Annotated in this window: 22 protein-coding genes and 1 pseudogene; 12 read left to right on the top strand and 11 right to left on the bottom strand. The window is 62.4% G+C overall.

Annotated elements, in window-relative coordinates; all coding sequences use genetic code 11:
• The first annotated feature begins 65 nt into the window (after window positions 1-65).
• Window positions 66-1,031, top strand: coding sequence for a hypothetical protein (locus EQZ23_RS18175; protein WP_128455858.1), 966 nt, complete (start codon window positions 66-68; stop codon window positions 1,029-1,031).
• Window positions 1,032-1,153: 122 nt separating this feature from the next.
• Here the strand turns inward: EQZ23_RS18175 and EQZ23_RS18170 are convergent, their stop codons facing one another.
• Together EQZ23_RS18170 and EQZ23_RS18165 are read right to left on the bottom strand one after the other, a co-directional pair.
• Entirely contained in the window at window positions 1,154-1,966 is an 813-nt protein-coding gene (locus EQZ23_RS18170; RefSeq protein WP_128455857.1) for a retropepsin-like aspartic protease, read from the bottom strand.
• A gap of 160 nt (window positions 1,967-2,126) precedes the next feature.
• Window positions 2,127-2,315 (bottom strand): hypothetical protein, encoded by a 189-nt coding sequence (locus EQZ23_RS18165; RefSeq protein WP_128455856.1) that lies wholly within the window; start codon window positions 2,313-2,315, stop codon window positions 2,127-2,129.
• Window positions 2,316-2,542: 227 nt separating this feature from the next.
• On the opposite strand from EQZ23_RS18165, the gene EQZ23_RS18160 reads away from it, so the two are divergent.
• The 4 genes from EQZ23_RS18160 (at window position 2,543) to EQZ23_RS18145 (ending at window position 5,536) form a co-directional block, all read left to right on the top strand.
• Complete coding sequence (locus EQZ23_RS18160; protein WP_128455855.1) at window positions 2,543-2,743, top strand: hypothetical protein; 201 nt, start codon at window positions 2,543-2,545, stop codon at window positions 2,741-2,743.
• A 353-nt stretch (window positions 2,744-3,096) separates the two neighbouring features.
• On the top strand, window positions 3,097-3,525 hold the full coding sequence (locus tag EQZ23_RS18155) for a DUF2231 domain-containing protein (RefSeq protein ID WP_128455854.1): 429 nt from the start codon (window positions 3,097-3,099) through the stop codon (window positions 3,523-3,525).
• Window positions 3,522-4,841, top strand: coding sequence for a sorbosone dehydrogenase family protein (locus tag EQZ23_RS18150; RefSeq protein ID WP_128455853.1), 1,320 nt, complete (start codon window positions 3,522-3,524; stop codon window positions 4,839-4,841). Before EQZ23_RS18155 ends, EQZ23_RS18150 begins: the two co-directional genes overlap by 4 nt.
• Window positions 4,842-5,206: 365 nt before the next feature.
• Window positions 5,207-5,536: a hypothetical protein gene (locus tag EQZ23_RS18145; RefSeq protein ID WP_240663668.1), complete on the top strand. Its 330-nt coding sequence runs from the start codon at window positions 5,207-5,209 to the stop codon at window positions 5,534-5,536.
• Between the two features lie 281 nt (window positions 5,537-5,817).
• Here EQZ23_RS18145 and EQZ23_RS18140 read toward each other — a convergent pair whose 3' ends face one another.
• The 5 genes from EQZ23_RS18140 to EQZ23_RS19935 all read right to left on the bottom strand — a co-directional run bounded on the left by EQZ23_RS18140 (window position 5,818) and on the right by EQZ23_RS19935 (window position 11,756).
• A complete protein-coding gene (locus tag EQZ23_RS18140; protein ID WP_240663667.1) occupies window positions 5,818-7,755 on the bottom strand; it encodes a BCCT family transporter in 1,938 nt (645 codons plus the stop codon).
• Between the two features lie 436 nt (window positions 7,756-8,191).
• A complete protein-coding gene (locus EQZ23_RS18135) occupies window positions 8,192-9,538 on the bottom strand; it encodes a HAMP domain-containing sensor histidine kinase (RefSeq protein ID WP_128455851.1) in 1,347 nt (448 codons plus the stop codon).
• A 2-nt stretch (window positions 9,539-9,540) separates the two neighbouring features.
• Complete coding sequence (locus EQZ23_RS18130; protein WP_128455850.1) at window positions 9,541-10,218, bottom strand: response regulator transcription factor; 678 nt, start codon at window positions 10,216-10,218, stop codon at window positions 9,541-9,543.
• Window positions 10,219-10,283: 65 nt separating this feature from the next.
• Window positions 10,284-11,573 (bottom strand): trypsin-like peptidase domain-containing protein, encoded by a 1,290-nt coding sequence (locus tag EQZ23_RS18125; protein ID WP_128455849.1) that lies wholly within the window; start codon window positions 11,571-11,573, stop codon window positions 10,284-10,286.
• A gap of 15 nt (window positions 11,574-11,588) precedes the next feature.
• Window positions 11,589-11,756 (bottom strand): hypothetical protein, encoded by a 168-nt coding sequence (locus EQZ23_RS19935; protein ID WP_164913495.1) that lies wholly within the window; start codon window positions 11,754-11,756, stop codon window positions 11,589-11,591.
• A gap of 205 nt (window positions 11,757-11,961) precedes the next feature.
• Here EQZ23_RS19935 and EQZ23_RS18120 point away from each other — a divergent pair, with 205 nt between their 5' ends.
• From EQZ23_RS18120 to EQZ23_RS18110, 3 genes are all read left to right on the top strand, one after another.
• On the top strand, window positions 11,962-12,351 hold the full coding sequence (locus EQZ23_RS18120) for a hypothetical protein (protein ID WP_128455848.1): 390 nt from the start codon (window positions 11,962-11,964) through the stop codon (window positions 12,349-12,351).
• Window positions 12,352-12,722: 371 nt separating this feature from the next.
• Window positions 12,723-13,979 carry a Gfo/Idh/MocA family oxidoreductase gene (locus tag EQZ23_RS18115; protein WP_206364310.1) on the top strand — a complete coding sequence of 419 codons (1,257 nt, stop codon included), beginning with the start codon at window positions 12,723-12,725 and terminating at the stop codon, window positions 13,977-13,979.
• Window positions 13,980-14,285: 306 nt separating this feature from the next.
• Entirely contained in the window at window positions 14,286-14,495 is a 210-nt protein-coding gene (locus tag EQZ23_RS18110; protein ID WP_128455846.1) for a hypothetical protein, read from the top strand.
• 286 nt (window positions 14,496-14,781) lie between these two features.
• On the opposite strand, the gene EQZ23_RS18105 is transcribed toward EQZ23_RS18110, so the two are convergent.
• Window positions 14,782-16,356, bottom strand: coding sequence for a hypothetical protein (locus EQZ23_RS18105; protein WP_128455845.1), 1,575 nt, complete (start codon window positions 16,354-16,356; stop codon window positions 14,782-14,784).
• A 512-nt stretch (window positions 16,357-16,868) separates the two neighbouring features.
• Window positions 16,869-17,338 (bottom strand): annotated as a pseudogene (secF, locus tag EQZ23_RS18095) (protein translocase subunit SecF); the annotation flags it as partial.
• Between secF and EQZ23_RS18090 the strand changes: the two are divergent.
• From EQZ23_RS18090 to EQZ23_RS18075, 4 genes are all read left to right on the top strand, one after another.
• Window positions 17,280-17,594, top strand: coding sequence for a hypothetical protein (locus tag EQZ23_RS18090; RefSeq protein ID WP_128455843.1), 315 nt, complete (start codon window positions 17,280-17,282; stop codon window positions 17,592-17,594). The pseudogene secF and the gene EQZ23_RS18090 sit on opposite strands and share 59 nt — an antisense overlap.
• 1 nt (window position 17,595) lies before the next feature.
• On the top strand, window positions 17,596-17,784 hold the full coding sequence (locus EQZ23_RS18085; RefSeq protein ID WP_128455842.1) for a hypothetical protein: 189 nt from the start codon (window positions 17,596-17,598) through the stop codon (window positions 17,782-17,784).
• 82 nt (window positions 17,785-17,866) lie between these two features.
• On the top strand, window positions 17,867-18,352 hold the full coding sequence (locus EQZ23_RS18080) for a hypothetical protein (protein WP_164913494.1): 486 nt from the start codon (window positions 17,867-17,869) through the stop codon (window positions 18,350-18,352).
• A 175-nt stretch (window positions 18,353-18,527) separates the two neighbouring features.
• Entirely contained in the window at window positions 18,528-19,865 is a 1,338-nt protein-coding gene (locus tag EQZ23_RS18075) for a hypothetical protein (protein ID WP_128455840.1), read from the top strand.
• Window positions 19,866-20,021: 156 nt separating this feature from the next.
• On the opposite strand, the gene EQZ23_RS18070 is transcribed toward EQZ23_RS18075, so the two are convergent.
• Both EQZ23_RS18070 and EQZ23_RS18065 read right to left on the bottom strand, forming a co-directional pair.
• Window positions 20,022-20,333, bottom strand: a complete 312-nt coding sequence (locus EQZ23_RS18070; RefSeq protein ID WP_128455839.1) for a hypothetical protein — start codon at window positions 20,331-20,333, stop codon at window positions 20,022-20,024.
• Window positions 20,330-20,908 (bottom strand): hypothetical protein, encoded by a 579-nt coding sequence (locus tag EQZ23_RS18065; protein ID WP_128455838.1) that lies wholly within the window; start codon window positions 20,906-20,908, stop codon window positions 20,330-20,332. The genes EQZ23_RS18070 and EQZ23_RS18065 overlap by 4 nt, the downstream gene beginning before the upstream one ends.
• Window positions 20,909-21,554: the final 646 nt, after the last annotated feature.

Here is a 21,554-nt window from a genome sequence, read left to right as displayed (position 1 = left end):
TCGTTCCGTAGATTGAGGGTTAGCGCCGCGGTAACCTCGAACAGTGTGCAAAACGAGCTTGGCTGATGACACATCGAAGCGAGGCTGCCGGAGCCGAGCCTGATGCAGGTGCGCGGCTTGCGACCAGCCAGGCGGTGCGCGAGCTGGTGTATAGCCAACGTGTGGGCGCCGTGCGGATCCAGCCCGACCCGACCTCCACCACCACCCCACCCGCCGTCACGCTCGCGCTCTTAGCGAGTGGGCATGACGGCCCCGTAATCGGAGCGCAATTCGAATACCTGGGCGTCCAGGTCCGTATTGACCTGCTCGAACCCCATGAGGCGGGGTGGCAGATCGTTGAAGTGAAAAGCTCGACGAAAGCGAAGCCCGAACACGAAGCCGCGCTCGCAACGAAGCTATGGGTCGCGCGTGGAGCCGGCGTCGTCATCACGGCAGTGTCGATCCGCCATATCGACAGAGAGTTTGTGCTCGACCAGCCCCACGACCACGTTGGGCTGTTCGCTGATGTCGATTTGACGAGCAGGCTTTTCGAAGCGGTTGCCAACCGCGAGACGATTGCCGCCGCCGCACGGGAAGCGATGGCAGGTCCCGAACCCGACGTACCTATGGGCGATCAATGCACGAAACCCTTTGCGTGCGCGTTCGCAGCCTATTGCGAAAAGGATCATCCGACTGGTCCCAAATGGCCGGTGACGCTTTTACCGCGGGGTGCGGGTGAACGGTTCCTGGCCGAAGGTATCGAAGACCTCACGCTGATCGATCCAGCGGCCCTGAGCTCTGACATGCATCGCAGGATACACGGTGCGACCGTCACGGGAGTCACCGATCACGATCCCATGGGCGCAGCCGCTGCGATGGCACCATGGGCTTATCCACGGATCTGGCTCGACTTCGAGACGGTCAGCGATGCAATCCCGATCTGGCGTGGTTGCGCACCTTATGATCAGGTCGCCGCCACGCTCGCCGCGCTCGTCCGCCTCGGCCACGCCGCCGTCGAAAACGGCCGCTACACGCTGCGCCGCGCGGCGTAGCACCTAACGGTGGAAGCCTGGCGCCAGAAGCCTTGCGCCGGAAATTACGGGGGTCGCCTGTCGCCGAGTTTCGCGCGGAGGACCGACCGTTATCTCACCACGGCATCGATCGGTCGCCGGACCTAGCGCCCGGCAACCTCAGTCGGCGCCCCGCGCGGCGTGATCGTCATCACGCCGTCCTCGATCGTGACGCGTCCCAGCCGCGCGATCTCGGTCTGTCCGAGCAGCGTATAGGGGATGCCGGGCTGGCCGATCCGCATCGTCATGCGGCCAAGGCTCTGCCCGCCGATCTCGACCGATGCGACGCGCGCGACGCTGAGCTGCGTGTAGCCACCGATGCCGACCGCGGTTTCCTCGCGCTGCACGGCGCGGTCGGCACCGGTCGCGTGTGCGTCCTCCACCGACAGGATGCTGTAGGCCGCGCCGGTGTCGATGATGGCACGGACGCGGACGCCGTTTATGATCATCGGCGCGACGAAGTGCCCGCCCCACGAATCGCGGGTGATGCGCAGGACCTGTGGCGTTCCGATCGCGACCGGCTCTTCGAGGTCCGCCGGGTCGATCTCGAGGCGGGGTGCAGGTGGCGGCGCCGGCGGGGACGGCGGCGTGTAGGCCACGACGGCGACCATCGCGCGCTGCGGCTCGATGCGGGTGACGACGGAGCGCGACAGAACGCGGCCCTCCTCATCCTCGTCGATGGTCTCGGTGGTGGTGATCGACGCCATGCCCGGCGTCGCCTCGCCGCCGGGCCATGCGGCGTCGACGATCCGCGTACGCCCGTTGAGCGTGGTGACGGTACGCACGGTGTTGGCGGGAACGTCCTGCCTCTGCCCCCCGATATCCACGCTGACCTGCGCGGCAACAGGTGTCGCGGAAAGCGCGCACGCCAAGGCGATCGCGGTAGCGACGGCGCGGACACGGGCTCTGGCAGGCATGGCCTTCCTCTTTTCCTCGCTCAGGGACTTCGTCCCTGGACGTACGGAAATTTTAGCGGCCTAGCGTTTACAATTGGTTAGCGCGTGCCGGATCGCAGCCTCGGCCACTGAGGAGAGCGACGCGGCCTTGCTCGATCGGCCAGAACGCCGTGGCCGATCGCTAGGCGCCGGGCGCTTCCGGCCCGAGGACGAGCATGCCGCTTTGCCGCGTCAGCCGCCCGCGCTTGATCGCCGCGGCGATCACGTCCGCCAGCAGCTCGCGGAGCTGGCTGCTCGTCGACTTGAAGCCGACCGCGCGGGCGGCGGATTGCATCACCTGGTCGTCGGTCGCGCCATAGTTGATCCGCACGACATCGAGGATCGCGATGTCGAGCTCGGCTGCCCGCCGCCACGTTCAACCGCACACCCTCCGGCGCGAGCAATATCGCTCGCTCGTTTAGCGAAATTACAACAGGCGTCCGCGACCGAGCACGCTCAAACTCGCACGTTCGTCGGCACAGTAAGAACGCTGGTGGTGCCGAGGTTTCGCTATGGCGCACGCACAACACGTTTCCAAAGAACGAACATAACGCGCGCATGCGCGCGGCCGAAGCGTTCGAGCATGAAACCAAGCTGCCTTGTAAGCGCAACGGTGCCCTCGAGGGGATTGGCCTTGACGTGCTGCGCTGCCTGCTTCGCCTGCGGGGTCGCAAGGACGGCCGACTGGACCCGACCTACCAGTGGATCGCCAATAAGATACACAAGTCCCGTAGCTTACCAGCTTCGGACATTCATTAATCTTTAAAAATGTGGGGCGAGTAACACTGGCCGCCGGATAGCCCTCGACGCATGCGCCCGCACAAACTATGCCTTGATCGGGTCGCTGCCGAGAGCGTCTTGTAGAGATCTTGACTAGCCGCATGTCGGACGCTCGGGCCGAGACGGGCAGTAGCTTTCATAGCATCGGCAGAAATCTTCCCGAGCTCGCGTAACGTCGACAACATCGCTAGCGCATTGGCTAACGCCGATCGGGAGACACGCGGAGACGCTTCCCACTTCATTGACCCGAGAGTTATCGATCGAAGCAACCATTCAGATCGTGCGGCATTGTGCCAGAACCGTTCCGTTTCGGACTGTTCTCGGAGGATCCCATGCCGCCTTCCCGCGCTGCGCCCATCTTGGTGCCGATTCATGCGATCCTGTTGAGCTTCCCCATCGCGCTGTTCTCGACCGCGGCGATGGCGGACGTCACCTATCTCAACACCGCCGAAATCCAGTGGACGAACTTCGCCCAGTGGGCGATCACCGGCGCGTTGGTGTTCGGCGCGCCTGTCGTGGTTTTCGCCATCGTCGGCGCGATCCAGCGGCGGAAGACGGCGAGTGCGCGTGCGGCCTTCACCTATGTCGGATTGACAGCTGGCATGTGGGTGCTGGGGCTGATCGACGCGTTCAAGCACAGCCAGGATGCGTGGAGTTCGGTGGAGTTCGGCGGCCTGTTCCTGTCGCTCAGCTGCACCATCCTCGCGATCGCGGCGGGATGGATGACGTTCTCGACCATCGCCCGCGGAGACCACGCATGACCGTCGCCCGCGCCGTCGCCGCGGCGACCGCCGCCGCGCTGTCGCTCGTCCTCGCTGCCTGTGGCGGCCCACCGAACGTCCGGGATACCGGGCCCGAGCCCCAATTGCCGGATATTCGCCAGCATCTGGTCCCGACCATCAAGGTTGCGCGACCGACCGGCTGGGGCGACGCGGTGCCGACCGTGCCGGCCGGCTTCCGCATCGTCCCCTTCGCGACCGACCTGCGCATCCCACGGCAGATGCTTGTGCTGCCGAACGGCGACCTGCTGGTAGCCGAGGGGCGCGGCGGCAATGCACCCAAGCTTCGCCCAAAGGACGTGATCGCCGGCTATATCAAGGGGCTCGGCAACACGAGCGTCGAGGGCGGCGACCGGCTAACGCTGCTGCGCGACGCCAATGGTGACGGCCGGCCGGAGGCGCAAACCGTGTTCATCGACGGGCTCGACGCGCCCTACGGGCTCGCGCTGGTTGGCGGCAATCTGTACGTTGCCGAACAGGGCGCGCTGCTGCGATTCCCTTACATCACCGGCCAAACCGCGATCCCGCGCTCGACCGGGGTCGAGGTCACCAAGCTGCCCGGCCAGGTCAACCATCACTGGACCAAGTCGCTGACCGCGAGCGCCGACGGGCAGCGGCTGTACGTGGGCATCGGCTCGAACAGCAACGTCGGCGAGCGCGGCATGGAGATCGAGGGCGACCGCGCAATGGTGTGGGAGATCGATCCCGCCAGTGGCGCGCACCGCACCTACGCCACCGGCATCCGCAATCCAACCGCGCTGGCGATCAATCCTTGGACGCGCGGCCTGTGGGCGGTTGCGAACGAGCGCGACGAGATTGGCGCGCGGCTGGTGCCCGACTATCTGACATCGGTGCAGCCCGGCGCCTTCTACGGTTGGCCGTGGAGCTACTGGGGCAAGAACGTTGATCCGCGTCCGCGGCCGCAAAATGCGGGCATGGTCGCGCGCGCGATCGCGCCCGATTATGCGCTTGGCGCGCATGTCGCCGCGCTGGGACTGACCTTCGCGAGCGGCCAGGGCATGGGCGGCCAGTATCGCGAGGGGGCGTTTGTCGGTCAGCACGGCAGCTGGAACCGGCCCGATTTTTCCGGCTACAAGGTCAGCTGGGTGCCGTTCCGTGCCGGCCGTCCGGCAGGCGCCAAGCAGGACTTCGTCACCGGCTTCCTGGTTGACGGCAAGGCACGCGGCCGGCCGGTGGGCGTGACGTTCGACGGATCGCGCACCGCGCTGTACGTCGCCGACGACCTGTCGAACACGATCTGGCGGGTCTCCCCGGTAGCGAAGACGGCGTCGCGATAAATGTCTCAACCCTCCCCGATTGGCAGTTCGGGGAGGGGCAACCGCTAGATCGCGGGCAGCTCGCCGAGCAGCGCGTCGAGCGTCACTGGCACGCAGAGCATGCGCACTGCCATGACGTTGTGAATCGAGTTTATCAAAGCCGCGCCCGCGAGGTAGACGCCGAGCTCGGCGACGCCTTCGCATCGAACCCGCAAAGACCCAGAGGGCGACGCTCAGGGCATCCTATCAGCTCGCTGAAACCAATCATTTGTTCATGTTTCAGGATCGGAAGGTACCTTCATTGCGCCGTTTACTCTGGACTTGCCCTATGGCTGCTCACTGGGGTCGGCAATGGGGCGTGCCGCAGTCTGTTATCGCTGACGGGGATGAAGGAAGCGATGGCCGCGACGCCCGAAGAGGCCTATTCAGCCGGCCGTATTATCGGATGGCAAGAACGTCTCATCCTTGCGATCGGCATCACCGCACACAGTCGGGAGGTTCTTGCCGCAGTCATCGCATTGGAGGCAGTCGCTCGGTTCAAAGAGCTTGATACTAAACTCCTCGCGGAAAACTTTCTTGTCGGCTCGCTGTTCAGTGTATTTTGGGCAATGCTGATCACCGGTGCGTGGTTCAGCTATGACCAAAGATTTGGGATTCACCTTCGCGAAACTGCCGTTCATTTACTCCAACCTGACAAGGCAGCGCAGAAGCCATAAATTTAGACTTGGCCTGACAGGATCGACCCATTTTCGGCCATTCCCGACTGATTGGCAGTTCGCCGAAACCAGCCGTTCGTTCATCTCTATCGGGCCGGGACTGTTTAATCGAAGCGCCCCGTTTCCGGCTTTATTGCGGTAAAACTCCAGCCGGTCATAGCGGAGGGTCGGGTATTGGGTGTCGCGGATGTACATCGAAGCCGCCAACTATCGCCCCGGACATCTGCGACTGTTAAGCTGTCCAGCGAACGGGCATGCAGCTGCGGTGCGAAGCTTAGTACTTAGCTACCTATGCCGTTAGCAGCACCCAAGGCTCCAGCAAGGCGCCATCGTTCGAGTTGGGTCAGCACGTCGCTGGCAATCTGATCAGCAGAGAAGCCAGTCAGGTCGCGAAACTTGGTTTCGCGGTTCGCCTGCGCTGCCAATGTCCACGCCATGCTGCGACGGGCTTCCGGCGCCTCCAATGCGGTATAGGCTGCCAGTGGCCGGGCGCGTGGCGCCAGCCGGTAGACGAACGAACTGGCATCATCACTGCCGACCGTCAGCACGATGAGGCCCTCCTCGACCGTGAGCGCGTTGGCCGTCCAGCCTTCTGCCTGCATGGCATCATAGACCGACTTGAGCGCCGGTTCGCCGTTACGCACCATTTGTTCGATGATGTCGGTACGGCGGGCCGGGACCAGCAATCGCTTGATCCGTTCGCTGATGGCGGGCGCGTCGTCGCCAAGCGTTATGCCGGCCAGGTCGGCATTGGTCTGGCGCACCAGACCGATCGCCAGCATCAGCATGATGAAGCAGAAGGGCAGCGCTGCGAGCAGCGTCGCGGCTTGCAGCGCGCCAAGCCCGCCCGCCACCAGCAACAACGTGGCCGTGACGCCCAGGAGCACGCACCAATAGACCCGCTGCCAGCGCGGCGTCTCCTCAGCGCCCCCGGATGCCAGCGTGTCGATCACGAGTGCGCCCGAATCCGCAGAGGTGATGAAGAAGATCGCAACCAGTGCGATCGCGAGTGTCGAGGTAACGCCTGCGGCCGGCAGATATTCCAGAAACTTGAACAGGGCCGTGGACAGGTCCGCCTGCACCGCATCCGCGATCCCGCCCGCCGCGGGGCCCAGATCCAGCGCAATGGCGGTGTTGCCGAAGACCGTCATCCACAGGAAGGTGAAAGCGGTGGGGACGAACAGAACGCCGATGACGAACTCACGGATCGTTCGCCCGCGCGAAATACGGGCGATGAACATACCGACGAAGGGCGACCATGCGATCCACCACGCCCAGTAGAACAAGGTCCAGTCCGCCATCCACGCGCGTGGTTCGTAGGCATAAAGGGTGAAGGTGCGCATCACGAAATGATCGAGGTACAGACCGAAGTTCTGGACCAGCGCGCGCAGCAGAAACAGCGTCGGGCCGACCGCCATGACGAACAGCATCAGCAGCACGGCGACCGTCAGGTTGAGCTCCGACAGGCGCCGAATGCCGCGGTCTGCGCCACTCAGCACTGACAGCGTGGCAGCCCCCATGACGAGCACGATCACGATGATCTTGGTCGTGATCGTATCGGGAAGGCCGTAATTATACGCGAGGCCTGCGGTCATCTGTGAGACACCAAAGCCGAGGGACGTGGAGACGCCGAAGACCGTTCCGCACACCGCAAAGATGTCGATCGCGTCGCCGAGCGGACCGTTGATGCGCTTGCCCAGGATCGGCGACAGGCCCGACCGCAACGTCAGCGGCATGCCCTTGCGATAGGTGAAATAGGCCAGACTCAGCCCCACCAGCGCATAGATCGCCCAGGCGTGTACGCCGTAATGGTGAAAGGTGATCGCCATCGCCTCGCGCGCGGCGAGAATGGTGCCGCTCTTGGCCTCTGGGGGCGAGATGTAATGCTGGATAGGTTCGGCCACGGCGAAATACATGAGCCCGATGCCCATGCCGGCGGCGAAGAGCATCGCAAGCCACGACAGATACGGGAAATCGGGTTCGGAATCGTCCGGTCCGAGCTTCAGCTTGCCTGCCGGCCCGAAGCCCAGTGTTAGCACCACCACCAGGAACACGGCCACCGATGCGATGTAGAACCACCCAAAGGTGTCGATCGTCCAGCTTTGCGCCGCCTTGAAAGCGGCGTCTGCGGTACCCGGCATCGCGAGCGTCGTCGCCAGGAGCAAGGCAATGATAGCGGACGCGCCCCAGAACACGCGTGGATTGAGTTGGCTCTTCATCATTTCGCCTTTAACGCCGGCCGCCAATGATGGCTAATCAAGGGGACGGGCGACATCATCGTTGCGCCGAAACGGACGTCTGGTTCGCGAGGCTGCCAGCAACCTCATTGCTCAGGCTTATACCAAGCACGTTCGTCGTTCAGGTCCCGCAAGCCGATGAGACTGGAGGCTACCTGCCGCAGAACTCGCGACATACGGGACGTTCGGAAATCAGGAGTTTTGCGACAGCGCCTGACGACGCGAGGACCCAGTTGCGGACATTCAGCTGTCCTCGACAGCTTTTCAGAAGCGGGCGTCCATTCATCTCGCTCGAGAGTCTTTTCGGCCAACCTTTCGCGCTTTGAGAAAGATGGCCGGATAGACGCGTCACTATTGCAGCAAACGGCGGCGAGGACCGCGGATTTTGCGCAACCGCAAGACCCCCATCAGAATATGTCTACGTCCTTGGAAAATGTAGAGCAGCATGAAGCCCAGGCGCGTTGTCGCTCAGCGTCAGTGAGGCACCATGAACGCGGGCAGCGACCTGTGCGATGCTGAGACCAAGGCCACTGCCCTCGGAATGACGGCTCGTGTCGAGCCGAATAAAGCGCGTCAGGGCATGTTCGCGCTGGTCGGCTGGTATGCCCGGTCCTGTATCCGCCACGACAAGCGTGACCCCCTTGAGCGTGCGCGCAAGCGTCACGCGGATTGCCCCGCCGGGCGGTGTGTACTTAATCGCGTTATCGAGCAGATTGGCGACGATCTGCCCCAACAGCGAACGGACGCCGCTTACCGTCACCGGCGCCGTTTCGATCGTAAGAGTCAGGCCACGATCGTCTGCCAAGGGTTCGAACAACTCCACGGCCTCGATCACGATTGCCGCCAGATCGACTGGAACGAACTCGCTGGCCATCGTCGTCTCCGCTCGGGCCAGTCGTAGCGTATCGTCGATCGTACGGAGCAGGCCGTCGAGATCTCCGCGCATGTCCGATGTCACTTCGTTTTGATCCCCGCCAAGAGCCGCAAGCTCGAGCCGAGACCGAATACGCGTCAGCGGCGTCTTCAGATCGTGAGCAAGCGCATCGGTCGCAGTTCGCAGTGAATCCACCAGACGTTCGATCTCCGCAAAACTATGGTTCAGCGTCGCTGCAAGTCGGTCATATTCATCGCCGCGTCCCGTCACGGGCAAGCGCTCGTCGAGGTGCCCGGCTCGAAAACGATCGCCAGCCGTGCTGGCGGCATCGAGGAAGGCGAGCCCGCGCCGGCTGTACCAGAAACCGAAGAGCAGGCCGATCACTCCCGTGGCCGTGAGTGACCAGGCCAGCGCTGAAACATAGCGGCCGTGCAGCAGCCTGCGATCGTCCGAGAGGCTACCAACGAGCAGTCGATAGTCGTTGCCGAGAAGCACCGTGCGGGCAGCGACCTGGCGCTGGATCACCGTGCCTCGCGTCGTCGCGACCTGCGTATCGAACGTACGATATCCGGTGCGGTCGATCTCGAGGGGCCATTTGGCAAGATTGCCTGCGACGGGCTCTCCCGAAGCGTCAGTCATGAGATAGATGAAGTCTGTAACGCGCGGGCGCCCGACCGCACGCGATACAGAATGCGCCACCGCTAATGGCCCCTCGCTCTGATAGCGCTCGATAAGCCCTGCCGTCTCGTCGTCGACCGCCGCCTGAGCGCGGGCGTCGAGCAGGCGTACCGTCTGGACATATTGAACGCTCAAGGCGATCCCGGTCGCGATCAGCGCGATCAGGGTGATCCAAAGCGCACCGCGCAGCGCGGCTGTCGACGGCAGGCGCATCGTCAGACAGCATCCAGCCTATAGCCGGAGCCGCGCACCGTTCTAATCATCGGAACATCATCCGGACCGTCGATCTTGGCGCGCAGGCGGCTGACATGGACGTCGACGACGTTCGTCCCCGGATCGAAGTTGTAGTCCCAGATCGCCTCGATCAGCATCGTCCGCGTCACCACTTGCCCGGCATGGCGAGTCAGATAGTCGAGCAGCTGATACTCCTTGTTGAGCAGTTCGATGCGCCTGCCGTTGCGTGTGGCCGTGCGTCCAAGCAAATCGAGCGTCAATGACCCCGTCTGCCGCGTACCTTGCGTGGTGTGCGTCTCGCTTCGTCGACGCACGATCGCCTCCAAGCGAGCGACAAGTTCGCCAAACGAGAACGGCTTGGCGAGGTAATCGTCGCTACCGGCCTGAAGCCCGGCGATCCTGTCGTCCACCTGTCCCAGCGCGGACAGAAGCAGCACCGGCGTCCGATCACCCTTCGCCCGCAGAGACTTCAGGACCGACAATCCGTCCAACTCAGGGAGGTTCCTGTCCAAGATGATTGCATCATAGGTACCGACGATCGCGGCGGTGAGGCCGTCGATGCCGGTCGCCGCATGGTCCGACGCGTGTCCGAGTTCCACCAGGCCGCGGCGGACATACTCTGCGGTCTGTGCGTCGTCTTCGATCAGGAGCAGCTTCAAGGTCGGGACGTTTCCTTCGAGGTCTCAGGGAGCGGACGCGTGTACGGTCAGCCGGTTCCATAAGCTTAGGATTGGCCCAACGATTCGCTTCCAATGCGCAGGTTCAGGGAGACCTGATGGCCGTCACGGAGCACCTGGGTTGGAACGATCGAACCGATCCGCGCCTCCGCTACGGCGCGAGCAAGATCGCGACCGTTATTGACCGGCTTGGATCCGAAACTTCGAACGACGTCGCCGCGCTGCAGGCCGGATCGTGCGGCTGCCCCGCCATCTTCAACCTCAGCGATCAATGCGCCCTTGGTGATGCTCGAGCCCATCGCACTGGCAATCTCCGGCGTCAGGTCCTGCAATGAGACGCCGATCCTGCCCCGCGACACGTGGCCAGTTTGCGCAATTTGAAGCGCGACCTTCCGCGCCATGGCGGCAGGTATCGCAAACCCGATGCCCACATTACCGCCCGTCGGCGAGAAGATCGCGGTGTTCACGCCGACGACCCGGCCGGCACCATCGAACAGCGGCCCACCCGAGTTGCCACTGTTGATCGCAGCATCGACCTGCAAGAAATCGTCATATGGCCCGGCCCCGATTTCCCGACCGCGGGCGGACACGATGCCCGACGTTACGGTATTGCCGAGGCCGAACGGACTGCCGACCGCAAACACGCTGTCTCCGGCCCGGATATGATCGCTGTCACCCCATTTGATCGGGGTGAACCTACCCTGCCCGTCGATCTTCACCACGGCGACATCGATCTTTGGATCACGACCGAGGACGCGTCCGGAGAACTCGCGGCCGTCCGACATCTGGACGGTAACGCGGTCGGCGCCGTTGACGACATGGTTGTTCGTGATGACGATCCCGGATGCATCGACGATGAACCCCGAGCCGAGCGATCCGCGCTGCGGGCCTTGTTGCTGTTCGGGAGCCTCGCGGTTTCCGCGCCGATCCTGCAGGCCAAAGCCGAACAATTGTCCCAGGCGATCAGCCAGTTCGCTGTCGTCCGACCCGAACTGCGTCGGTTCGAATTGCTGCTCTTGAGCAGATGACGGCTTGACCTGTATCTGAACGACGCTGGGTCCCACAGCCTCGACCATGTCCGAAAGCGACGCGTGCACACCGGTCGACGCCACGGCAGCCGGCCCGGGCGCGGTGAACCGTTCGGCGATGTTAGCGCGACCGTCGTCCGCGGCGATTGCCCCACCTGCGACACCGACGAGCGCCGTGGTTCCTAAAGCGACAGCAGCGATCACCGGGCGTACGGTCAGGCGACGGTTGAATATCACGATCTTTGTCCTTGTCCTGCGAGCATTTGCTCTCCTTGGAACCAGACAATGAGCGCCGTCTGTTGCGAACATTACATCGCTTTAATCTTACGAGGCCGCCTGCTCGCCCGGTGCCACGGCGCCGCCGTGGAGGCGGGGCGCAGCTTGATCGGTATCGACCGACCACATCAGGCGAAGGCGGCCGCCCGCACGACCGGGTTCCGCCCTGCCCCCTCGCGGAACGATGCCGTTGGCGATTGCCGTGCGCTGCCGCACGCTCCCGCCTGAGACAGCGAGAGCGCGCGACCAGGGCCGCCGTCAGCGCGATGGTGATGTCATTGGTCAGGAACAGCAACAATGCGCCCGAGAAAACGACCCAGTTCCATGTCCTCTCGCCCATGCGTGGCCGTCTGGCCCGAATACCTGTCTTGCTTGCCAAGAGCCCTACTGACAGAGTAAAAGTCTTAGGCAAGGAAAACTAGTGACGAAGCGCTCGGTCACTTTTGGAATCATCGCGGTCGGGGTATTGCTAATCGCGAGCCTTGCCATTCTGCTGCCAAATTCCGCTGCGGGAAAGGGCGAGAACGGGACCTTTGTCAACGACTACTGCGGAACGATCACGCTTACCGATGGCGAGATGTTACTGAACGGCCAGCGCAAGATCCGCTACACCGTAGCCCAAGACACCGATGGGCCCTACATACTGCCACAGGTATATGTTGGCGCCGTTCCGGACATCGGGTTCGACGTGGACGGTACCCGCTCAATCTTGAAGCTTCGCCTCGACCGGCTCCCGGCACCGACCAGAATCGTCCTCCACGAAGGCCTTACGCCCTATATCTTCAATCGACATACTTCGAGCCTCCGTTAGTTGCGGTCTCAAGGCGCCCGCATCACGTGGTGAGGGACCCATCTACAGTAGTCTCGCAATAAATATTCTTGCTGACCCAGGCACGGACGCTCGTTGCCTGGCTGAAGCACACCGACATCGGCCACTCGTTCATCTCGAACGATCAAGGTCGAACCTCGTTGTCCAGAACGGGCCCGTCGTTGTGGCGACTGGTCGCGCCCCACCGATGCTTCGACGGCCCGCCGGCGTGCCCCTTGCGGCCTTGCCGCCCGAGGATTTGGCGCTACCAATGTTGCAACGATAGTCCGGGAGAGACCAAGATGACCGCCAGCTTCGATCGCCGAGCCATCTTGGTCGGCGGCCTTGCGGCCTCAGCCGCTAGCGCAGTTCCCATGAACGAAGCCTTCGCCCAGACCCGCCGCCGCGGGTCGGCCAACGACAAGGTTCAGGTGGGGCTGATCGGGTGCAAAGGCATGGGCTGGGCGGACCTAACCGCGATGTGCAAGGGTGCCGATGTCACGCCCGTCGCGCTGTGCGACATCGATGCCAAGGTCCTCGCCGAGCGCGGCGCAGAGCTGAAGAGGGTTTCCGGCCGCACGCCAAAGCTTTACGGCGACTACCGCCGGATGCTCGACGACAAGTCGGTCGACGCGGTCATCATCGCCACCCCCGATCACTGGCACGCGCTCCAGCTCGTCGATGCGATGTCAGCGGGAAAGGATGTCTATTGCGAAAAGCCGCTCGGCAATTCTATTGCTGAATGCCGCGCGATGGTAACCGCCAAACAACGCTACAACCGCGTCGTTCAGGTGGGCCAATGGCAGCGCAGCAACCAGCATTGGGCAGATGCGATCGCCCATGTCCATTCGGGTGGCATCGGCCGGGTGCGGAAGGTCAAGGCCTGGGCCTATATGGGATGGATGACGCGCGTTGCGCCGCAGCCCGACCAGGCGCCGCCGCCGGGTGTCGATTACGACCGCTGGCTGGGCCCGGCGCAGCAGCGCGCCTTCAACCCTAACCGCTTTCATTTCAGCTGGCGCTGGTACTGGGACTATGCAGGTGGCCTGATGACCGACTGGGGCGTCCACCTGATGGACATCGCGCTGCTGGGGATGAAAGCGCAGGTGCCCAATTCGGTCAGTTCGCTAGGTGGAGCGTACGGCTATCCGGACTCGGCTATGGAGACCCCCGACACCCAGACCGCCCTTTTCGACTTTGGCGACTATTCGGTGGAATGGGAACATGCGGTCGGCATCAGCCGCGGCCCCTTTGGCGGTCACGATCACGGAGTGGCGTTCGTGGGCGAGTTGGGCACCTTGGTTGTAGACCGCAGCAAATGGTGGGTCTCGCCCGAGATGAGGGACGGCAAGGCCCTGACCCGTGAAATTCCGGTTACCCAAGCCAAGGACGACGGGCTCGATCGACACACCGCGGACTTCATCGCCTCCGTGAAGGATCGCGCGCGTACCCCGGCCTGCCCGATCGAGTCAGCGGCCAACACTGCCATCGTCTGTCAAATGGGCAACGTTGCGTGGCGCACTGGCCGCAAGGTCGAATGGGATGCTGCGGCAGGACAGTTCAAGGGCGATGCCGAGGCCAACGCACTCATTACGCCTCGCTACCGCGCGCCCTACCGCTTACCGGTATAAGCTGCCTCCACGGCGAAAACAGCGCTTTCCTGGCCCGCCTTTTCGACCCAGAAGCGGACGCTCACGCTCCTTCCCCCGCTTCCCAACTTTGGACGCTGGTTCATCTTTGCGAATGACCTATTTTGAGCCCGGCTATCCGCTCATGAATGTCGTGATGGGGAAGGATAGCGGACGGGCGGCTTACGTAATTGCCCCATGTCCTTCAGGCCATTCCGACGCTCTGTAGCTCTTGATGTGCGTGCCGGGCGGCAACGTATCGCGCAGACAATCTCTCGCTGACACAGCTTCAGCTCGAGGAAGTATGACATGGTAGTCGCCACCGTCCGCAATCTGGGATCCATGGTCAACGACAGCGAACCGCTTCAATCCACACGTGCGAAGGTCTTGCAGAACACAGCCTTCTATGACCGGCGAACCCTCAAGGCGTACATATCGATCCCAAACAAGAATGCCCTGGTCGGCGAACAAAACCATAGCAACGTCTTCGTGCGGCGGTTGCGCACAGCTTGTCAGTAGCAGGGGCAGTCCCGCCAACAGACATTTTAGCACAGCTTAGGCCATGTTCGCATTTAGATGTAATGCACGTTTCGGCGGATGTCCGCTACTGGGCGCAAGCGGCCGGGGTATCGGTGATCCGAAATCGGGGTACGGCCTGCGGCCAAAGTCGCGGAAAAGCGTGGTAGCGACGGAGGGAATATCCGCCTTCCGGGAATGTTCGGAATGGAGAGAAAACAGACTGGCTGCTTTCGGAGGGCGATCGCGGGAATGGTCCACTCTAAGCGGTGACGGCAGGGACGCGCGGCTACCCGCGGTCGGTTGCATGTGACCCTGCCGCCGCTGCGTCTCCGGCTGCGGGCAATTCCTTCCCCTTGGCATCGGCATCGGCATCCGCCTTCGCGTGGAAGGCGTTGCCAATCCGCTCTGCATAGGTGATGGCGAGGTCGCGCTGCTCAAGCGTACGCAGGTGCTCGATATCGCTGGCATTCGCCATGAGCTCGAGAAGCTTTCCGCGCGGCGTGTGTTGGTAAGTCTCGAACAGGAAGTCCCAGAACTCGACGAGCGTGTCGCACTCACCCCCTGGCTTTAGCACCTCGCCGAAGAACGTGTCGGGGTAGCGCTGGTATTCCGCAAGCTCCTCGGCATCGAGGGTATTGCTGGCGATCACGTGTCGCCCGTCCTCGAGTTCGTATGCTCCGTGGACCTCGCCGGTGTCCGGCTTCACCGAAGCGTTGTAAAACCGGCCAGCGTGCTCCGCGCCGTCGACATCGGGGATTAGATAGCGCTCCCCGAACTTCAGCCGCACGGCATCCGAACCCTTTGAGAAGACGCTCGGCAATTCGCCGTCGAACGTCGCCGGGATTTCATAGTGCGTCTTCATAGATTCGATCAGCGCGGTCATCGGGGCATGCTTGTCGCGGGCCGCCATCACCCCGGCATAGCCTGGATACCGAACGTCAGGGCCGAAGTCCGGCATGCGGAAGCCCACCGCGAGCGCCTGAATGTTGCCACCCAATCCGGCGAGGTCGTTATGGAACGCGTGATTGGTCACGAACACATATGCCGGCGGGAGCCGCTCGCCGTCCGGGCCCTTGGCATCCTCATTTTCGCGCACTTGCTTAAGCGCGGCGGCGGGCCAACCATCAAGAGTGCCGGCCGCCTTCAACTGGTCAGGCACGTTAATCTCGATCATCACGAAGCGGGCGTGCGCAGCCGCCTTCTTGAGCGCTTTGGCAAGCCTGGCACCTATCCGCAGTCGCCGCACCTCGTCGACCGGTTCGACGACGACGCGACCTTCCGCGGCTTGCACACGCGACTTCACCTCAACCGAGAACTTCTCACCGCTCGCCGGCCAAGTCGCGACGAATTCGACGCAAGACGTCGTTTGCGGCTTAGTCTCCTCATAGGTGAGGGTGAAGCCAGCCTTGAGAAATGCTGCGGCTGCATAGGTTTCGAATAGTGCGCCGATGAAGTCGTCGTCGCGCGTGCTGCGCAGGCGGCGGAGATAAATGTCTGCCATATCCTGGCCATCGCCATGATAGGCTATCAGGTAGATATTGCAGGCAAGGTTGAGAAAGGCCTGGATAGCGCCGGTCATCGGCCCGCTCGTGACACCGTTCGGGTTGGCCAACGCCTTCGCGTCGGCGGCAGCTTGCGCATACCACCGTAGGATCTGATGTCGATCTTCGAGCGGCTTCGCCTGCTCGGCGTTCGACCAGTCTGGGCCAAGGCTGCCAAGCAAATAGTCCCTAAGGAAGTCGTGGAACGTCAACCACTTGGTGGAATGGTATCGACGCTTACCAACGATCACAAACCGTGTGCCGGCAACCTCGGCGGAAAGGATTGGGCGGCCAAGGCCCTGCTGCTGCAACCGCCGCATGCGGACCGCGTCGGCACGGCGCCGCGCAACGTCTATCTGATTAAACGTGGGCGCCGACAACATCGCGCAGGTCGCCGTAGCAACGCTTCGACTTCTTGCCACTGCCACACGGACAAAGCTGGTTTCGGCCGATCCGCGCCATCGAAACAAGATCGTTACGGGCCTGCCCTTTATCAAGTGCGACTCCGCGACTGATTGCTGACTGGCCGTTTTCACGATTTTAAAGTCGAACAGCTACTGCTTTTCGCTGGTGATGTCCTGTGGACCAATATTAACGAATGGCTGAAGTCGGCAAGCGGCGACGATGGTTTGAACGTCCACTTGTGGGCGGTTCCGGCCAACCAGCCTTTCCCATCAGGATGGTAATATGGGAGAGGCGATCTGCGCGGCTGGAACACAGATCGCCTATCGGAGCCATCTTGTAGGCCGCACCGGCCCGAGAATCCTCTATCGGACAAGTCCGGAGGATTCTCGGCTTCACACTGCGTAGATTATTGATGCAACCAGTCGATTTAGTGCTCGACCTTTGGACCAACCCGCTCGGCGCCATCCTGCACGCCACCCTTGCGTGGTACGGGATCGGCCCGCAGCCCCAGCGTGATCAGCACGATGACGACACGTAGATGGACGAATACGTTCCCACGACGATCCCCAAGATCATCGCGGCGGTGAAGCCGCGCAGCACATGCCCGCCCAAAATCAGCATCGCGAACAGCGCAAGCAGTATGGTCACAGAGGTCATTACGGTACGAGGTAGAGTTTCGTTCACGGACAGGTCGATGATATCGCGCATGTCCATCTTCCGATAGCGGCGCATGTTTTCTCGGATACGATCGTCGATCACGATCTTGTCGTTGATCGAGTACGAGATGATCGTCAGTACCGCCGCGACGATGTTGAGGTCGACCTCGAAATCATTCCGCATGAGCGCGAAGAAGCCGAGCGTCATCAATACATCGTGGACGATCGCGACGATGGTCGCCGATCATCTGCTCCATGGCGTTGGTATCGGGCTGCTGACTGGCGCTGCCGCGACCGCGATCGGCGTCATCGCCACCAGCTTGATCCCGCAATGGCCGCGCATCGTTAGGCTTGCGCTCGGCGAGGTGGAGCCAGCGCATCGAGTGTGGGACGTTATTCCACACCTCGCTAGCGATGGCAGAGAGTCCTGCCCGTTGCAGACAGGTCGTCCGCCTATGAGCACGTCACGTACCATCACCAAAGCGGTCCGCCTGTGACGTGGCGGACGTCGCCGTCTGTGGTGGTGATCGCGCCCTCTTCGGAGGGTTCGGCCGCACCGGTAAGCAACGAGACGTCCTCGCCGTCCGCAAGGCGTTCGCCTCGGTTCGCTTCGATGACGGGCAGGCAGTCCTCTGCCTCGCCAAGGATCTGCACCCGATCCAGCGCCGCCCGCCGCCGATGTTTTGAACGCCCGGCACTTGGTCAGCCCCTTTCTGCAAGGAAGGCCGCTGGCGCGAGCGCTCGATCCCCCCGCACGAACAGGATCTCCATGATGATCAGCGCCGCTCCCACCGAAGCCAGCAAAGATACGACATTGACGGTCACGAAGCCCTGTTCCGCAAATCGGGAACAGGTAGCGTATCCAATCGAAGTGGCCCGTATGATGGGCCTAGACACCGCAGCCGGATTGTTCGGTAAGATCCGGCTCGCCGACGAACTCTGTATCACCGTCCGCAACCTGAATTACAAGATCAACGGAGAGCGCGGCGCGTCTGATGCAGATGTCGTCGCAGCGGCTCGCGGACTCGAACAGCGCGCGGAGCGGCTCCTGGCGCACGCACAAAAGCTGCGAGCCGTGGTGTCGCCTGCCGTATCCGACGCTGTAACTGCCGCTCGCTTGAGACAGGCGAGCACCGTCCTCGCACACTGCGATCACGTCGAGCGCTTTGCTTACGAGCGGCAGGGCGTGGGGCTGGATGCGATTGAGCGCGAAGATACGCCTTCTTGCTTCTCCCAATACGCCCTCTGTGAATGAAAGCGCAGGCAATGAACGCTCCGTCGCTCGTCAAACTCTCCCGCAAGCTGTTGCGCGCGGCGGACGTCGGGAAAGGCGTCCGGATCGAGTCTCCCGACCTCGATCTACTCGGAAGCCTCGGACTCTTCGACATCATCAATCGCGCCGTAGCCGACTACTCGACAGAACAGACACAATGTCGCGACGCAATTCGCCGATCTACCAGCGTGGCAAATACTGGCTCGGCTTCAATCAGCTCGCCGATGGAAGCCAGCGCAGCCCTAACCTCTATATCTGGTGGTACGACGCAAGCACGCGACGTGAACGCGGCATGTCAACGGGTACAGTAGATCAGGCCGCTGCTATCCTGTTTCTCGACGAACTATACTTGGCTGACAAAGGCGAGGCACCCGCATTTTGCCAATCATGCGGACAGACGCTTGCCCAGGCGAATGCGTACCTGCTGACCGATGCTATTGCCGACTATAAAATCGAGTGGGGCAATACGCGTGCGTCGGCCGACACGATTGCGAGCCGACTGGCGCACGTCGTTGCATTTCTCGATGCCGAGGAGGCATTGGGTGCGCAAGGCCGGTTTGGTCACGCGACAGCGTGTGCGGTAGCATGCGCGTCGGTTTTTGTTCACGCGTTCCGCGCCTGGTCCAAGCAGCAGCCGGTCGAATGGCGAAACGGGAAGTGTGACGTCACTATATCGCGCGCACGATCGCCCGCTGCGACCGAGGCGTCGATCGCGCAGCTTATCGCGGTATTGAATCATGCCGCCAACGCGGAACCACCCCGCTCTGACAAGCGGCCGATCTATAAGCCACTTCCAGCAAGCCAGGTGCGGCGCAAACGGCGCACCCGGATCGGTATCGAAGAACTGGCGCAGATGCTTTCCTGCGCGGCCGAGTCCGGTCGCCAGCGCGAATCGCTGCACGCATTCCTCGTCGCCTCGATCTGCACGCTCGCGCGCCCGGGTGCGATTGTGGACATCAACATCACGCCCGACCGTGAGCAGTGGTGGCCAGGTGCGCCGACCGTCGACCTGAACCCGCAGGGCAGGACGCAGAACAAGAAGCATCGTGCTCTGGTGCCCGTCCTCCCAACGCTCGATCGCTGGCTGCGCGCCGAATACGCGACGTTCATGGATCTCAAGCCGGAAGAACGCGCTGGCCGCGGCTGGCTGGTCAACTACCACGGCCGCCCCGTCCAGGACGTCGACCGGGCATGGGACACGATGCTTACGAAGCTCGGACTGCCGAAGGGCCGCGAGTGGCGCTCGTACCTATTGCGCCACAGCCTCGCGACGCTCGCGCGCAACCGCGGCGCTACGAAGTGGGATCTGGAGGGCTTCATGGGTCACAGCGATGGCGGCCAGACCGAGGTCTACGCGATCGGTGAATTTCCGAGCGTCGTCACCGCACTGACCGGCATTTTAGCCGACCTCGAACGGCTTGCCCCCGGTGCATTGCACCGAACCCGCACCGAACAGGCAAACACCGCAGCACAGGCCGGAGTGACAAAAATGTGAGGTAAAACAGGCACTTGTCGCTTGGAAAAATGGTGCCCCACAGGGGACAAAGATGGGCACTCAGATCATTGGATAATTTCGGTCAGTCGTCAGTGATGTAAGCATCGACGCCGAACTGTGCGGCCTTGAGATTCCCACGATTCCAAGTACCGCCGTTCAACCCTTCGCGTCGCGCAAAGCTTCCAGTGCCGCCAGCTTGACCGGGTCGCCTGCTGCCAGCGCGTCTTCAAGATAGTAGCCATAAGCTATACCGCGCACCACCTCTTGCGCCTCGCCGCTGTATTGTTCCGCTATGATCGGGAACGCGTTCACGAGCTCACGGAGAAATCCCTTGTCCATCTCTTGAAGCTGACCAGCCAAGGCTTCCATCATCTTCACGGCAGTGTCGAGGTTAAGGTCCTCTTCGTCGGTCAGTTCGAGAAAGACGACGTACTGCGCGATAATCTCTGCAACCTGCATAGCGATCATGGCTTCACAACCTTCACGTGGATGTTGGTGATGCTCATCTGCTTGAGCAGTTTCAGCGCCTTGGCTTTCTGGACAGGCGTGGGGACCTCCCACGTCCCGATCAAACGGTGTTGTGCCAATACCTCTGACTGCCGTAAAATCTGGGCCCGCGCGCGCGGCCTATTTACGACAGACCATTTTCGGTCGATCATATAATCGCCCTGAATGCCGTCAAACTTCACCGGCCGCTTCGAACCGTCAGCCATCGTCCGCATCAACGTTGGTGCCTGACCGGCGCGCGCGCCCGGCGCGGTATCGTTATAGGATTTCCAAGGCTTTTCCGACTTGGTCGCTTCCTTCACCCAGCCGATTTGCGGCGGGTCAAAGGTAATACGCGGCGTCGCGATAGGGAGTCGGCGCAATGCGGCAGCCTTTGAGAGCGCCGCCCCCGGCGCTACCGCCAGCGCGACGTTCCCAGCAACCTTTCCTGCGGCGCGACCGATGTCCCGTGCCGAGGCGTTGGCAACGGCGCTTGCCGCGCGGGAGGCCTGGATATGGGCCGGGGTATCCTCAGCAGCGATTGCGGTGTCGATCATGGCCGCGATGCCACGGCCGGCGTTGCGAACAGTCGTTACCGGATTTGTTGCTAGCGCAGCATGGACTCCCGCCACGGTTCCTTCCCCAACATCATAAAGTCCCTGACCGACGCCATCAACGAATTCGGCGACGGGGTTCGGCTGACCACCGGGCCGCGCTCCCGGAATCCGCGTGGACTGCACCTTGGCCGACCTGCGTTCTACCGATTTCGGGTCGTCGCCCGCAAGCGATCGGGCGCGGGGCGTTTCAGCCTTTGGCGGTTTTGCGGTTCGCGATGTATGATTATCCCCTGGGCTTGGAGCGCGACCGCTCCCAGAACGCGCACGATCGTTTCTGGCGCTCGTCGTATCGGTTTGGGTCGGTCCATCATGGCGCCCCGCGCCTGCAAATGTAAACCGGCCGTCCGCCGGATCATGCCATGGATTGAATTTGAGTTCGAGACCGTCAGGACCTAGCGCCGATGGCACCATGCCCGTCCGTAGCCACCGTGAAAATGCGATCCGCTGACTGGTGCCTGATGTCTGGACCATGCCGTCCCCCGCCTATTGCTGCGGTGAGAACATCTGAGCAACATTATTCTACAAGTCAAGCGCAACGCGAGCAAATCTTAAAATTCGCCCTGCTCGACCGCGCTTCTGTAGCATG

Source organism: Sphingomonas sp. UV9 (assembly GCF_004101245.1).
Classification (GTDB): domain Bacteria; phylum Pseudomonadota; class Alphaproteobacteria; order Sphingomonadales; family Sphingomonadaceae; genus Sphingomonas.
Note: the sequence above shows the minus strand (reverse complement) of the source record. Positions and strands in the feature narration are given on the sequence as shown.

Coding starts and splice junctions, on each gene's coding strand:
- EQZ23_RS18135 (WP_128455851.1), bottom strand. CDS start 9,538: ATGCGCCTGCCGTCGACAGCCGCGCTGCGCGGTGCGCTTTGGATCACC.
- EQZ23_RS18155 (WP_128455854.1), top strand. CDS start 3,097: ATGCCGCCTTCCCGCGCTGCGCCCATCTTGGTGCCGATTCATGCGATC.
- EQZ23_RS18105 (WP_128455845.1), bottom strand. CDS start 16,356: ATGCGGCGGTTGCAGCAGCAGGGCCTTGGCCGCCCAATCCTTTCCGCC.
- EQZ23_RS18170 (WP_128455857.1), bottom strand. CDS start 1,966: ATGCCTGCCAGAGCCCGTGTCCGCGCCGTCGCTACCGCGATCGCCTTG.
- EQZ23_RS18065 (WP_128455838.1), bottom strand. CDS start 20,908: ATGATCGACACCGCAATCGCTGCTGAGGATACCCCGGCCCATATCCAG.
- EQZ23_RS18160 (WP_128455855.1), top strand. CDS start 2,543: ATGCGCGCGGCCGAAGCGTTCGAGCATGAAACCAAGCTGCCTTGTAAG.
- EQZ23_RS18070 (WP_128455839.1), bottom strand. CDS start 20,333: ATGATCGCTATGCAGGTTGCAGAGATTATCGCGCAGTACGTCGTCTTT.
- EQZ23_RS18110 (WP_128455846.1), top strand. CDS start 14,286: ATGGTAGTCGCCACCGTCCGCAATCTGGGATCCATGGTCAACGACAGC.
- EQZ23_RS18140 (WP_240663667.1), bottom strand. CDS start 7,755: ATGAAGAGCCAACTCAATCCACGCGTGTTCTGGGGCGCGTCCGCTATC.
- EQZ23_RS18115 (WP_206364310.1), top strand. CDS start 12,723: ATGAACGAAGCCTTCGCCCAGACCCGCCGCCGCGGGTCGGCCAACGAC.
- EQZ23_RS18090 (WP_128455843.1), top strand. CDS start 17,280: ATGAGCGCGAAGAAGCCGAGCGTCATCAATACATCGTGGACGATCGCG.
- EQZ23_RS18175 (WP_128455858.1), top strand. CDS start 66: ATGACACATCGAAGCGAGGCTGCCGGAGCCGAGCCTGATGCAGGTGCG.
- EQZ23_RS18145 (WP_240663668.1), top strand. CDS start 5,207: ATGAAGGAAGCGATGGCCGCGACGCCCGAAGAGGCCTATTCAGCCGGC.
- EQZ23_RS18075 (WP_128455840.1), top strand. CDS start 18,528: ATGTCGCGACGCAATTCGCCGATCTACCAGCGTGGCAAATACTGGCTC.
- EQZ23_RS18150 (WP_128455853.1), top strand. CDS start 3,522: ATGACCGTCGCCCGCGCCGTCGCCGCGGCGACCGCCGCCGCGCTGTCG.
- EQZ23_RS18125 (WP_128455849.1), bottom strand. CDS start 11,573: ATGTTCGCAACAGACGGCGCTCATTGTCTGGTTCCAAGGAGAGCAAAT.
- EQZ23_RS18080 (WP_164913494.1), top strand. CDS start 17,867: ATGATGATCAGCGCCGCTCCCACCGAAGCCAGCAAAGATACGACATTG.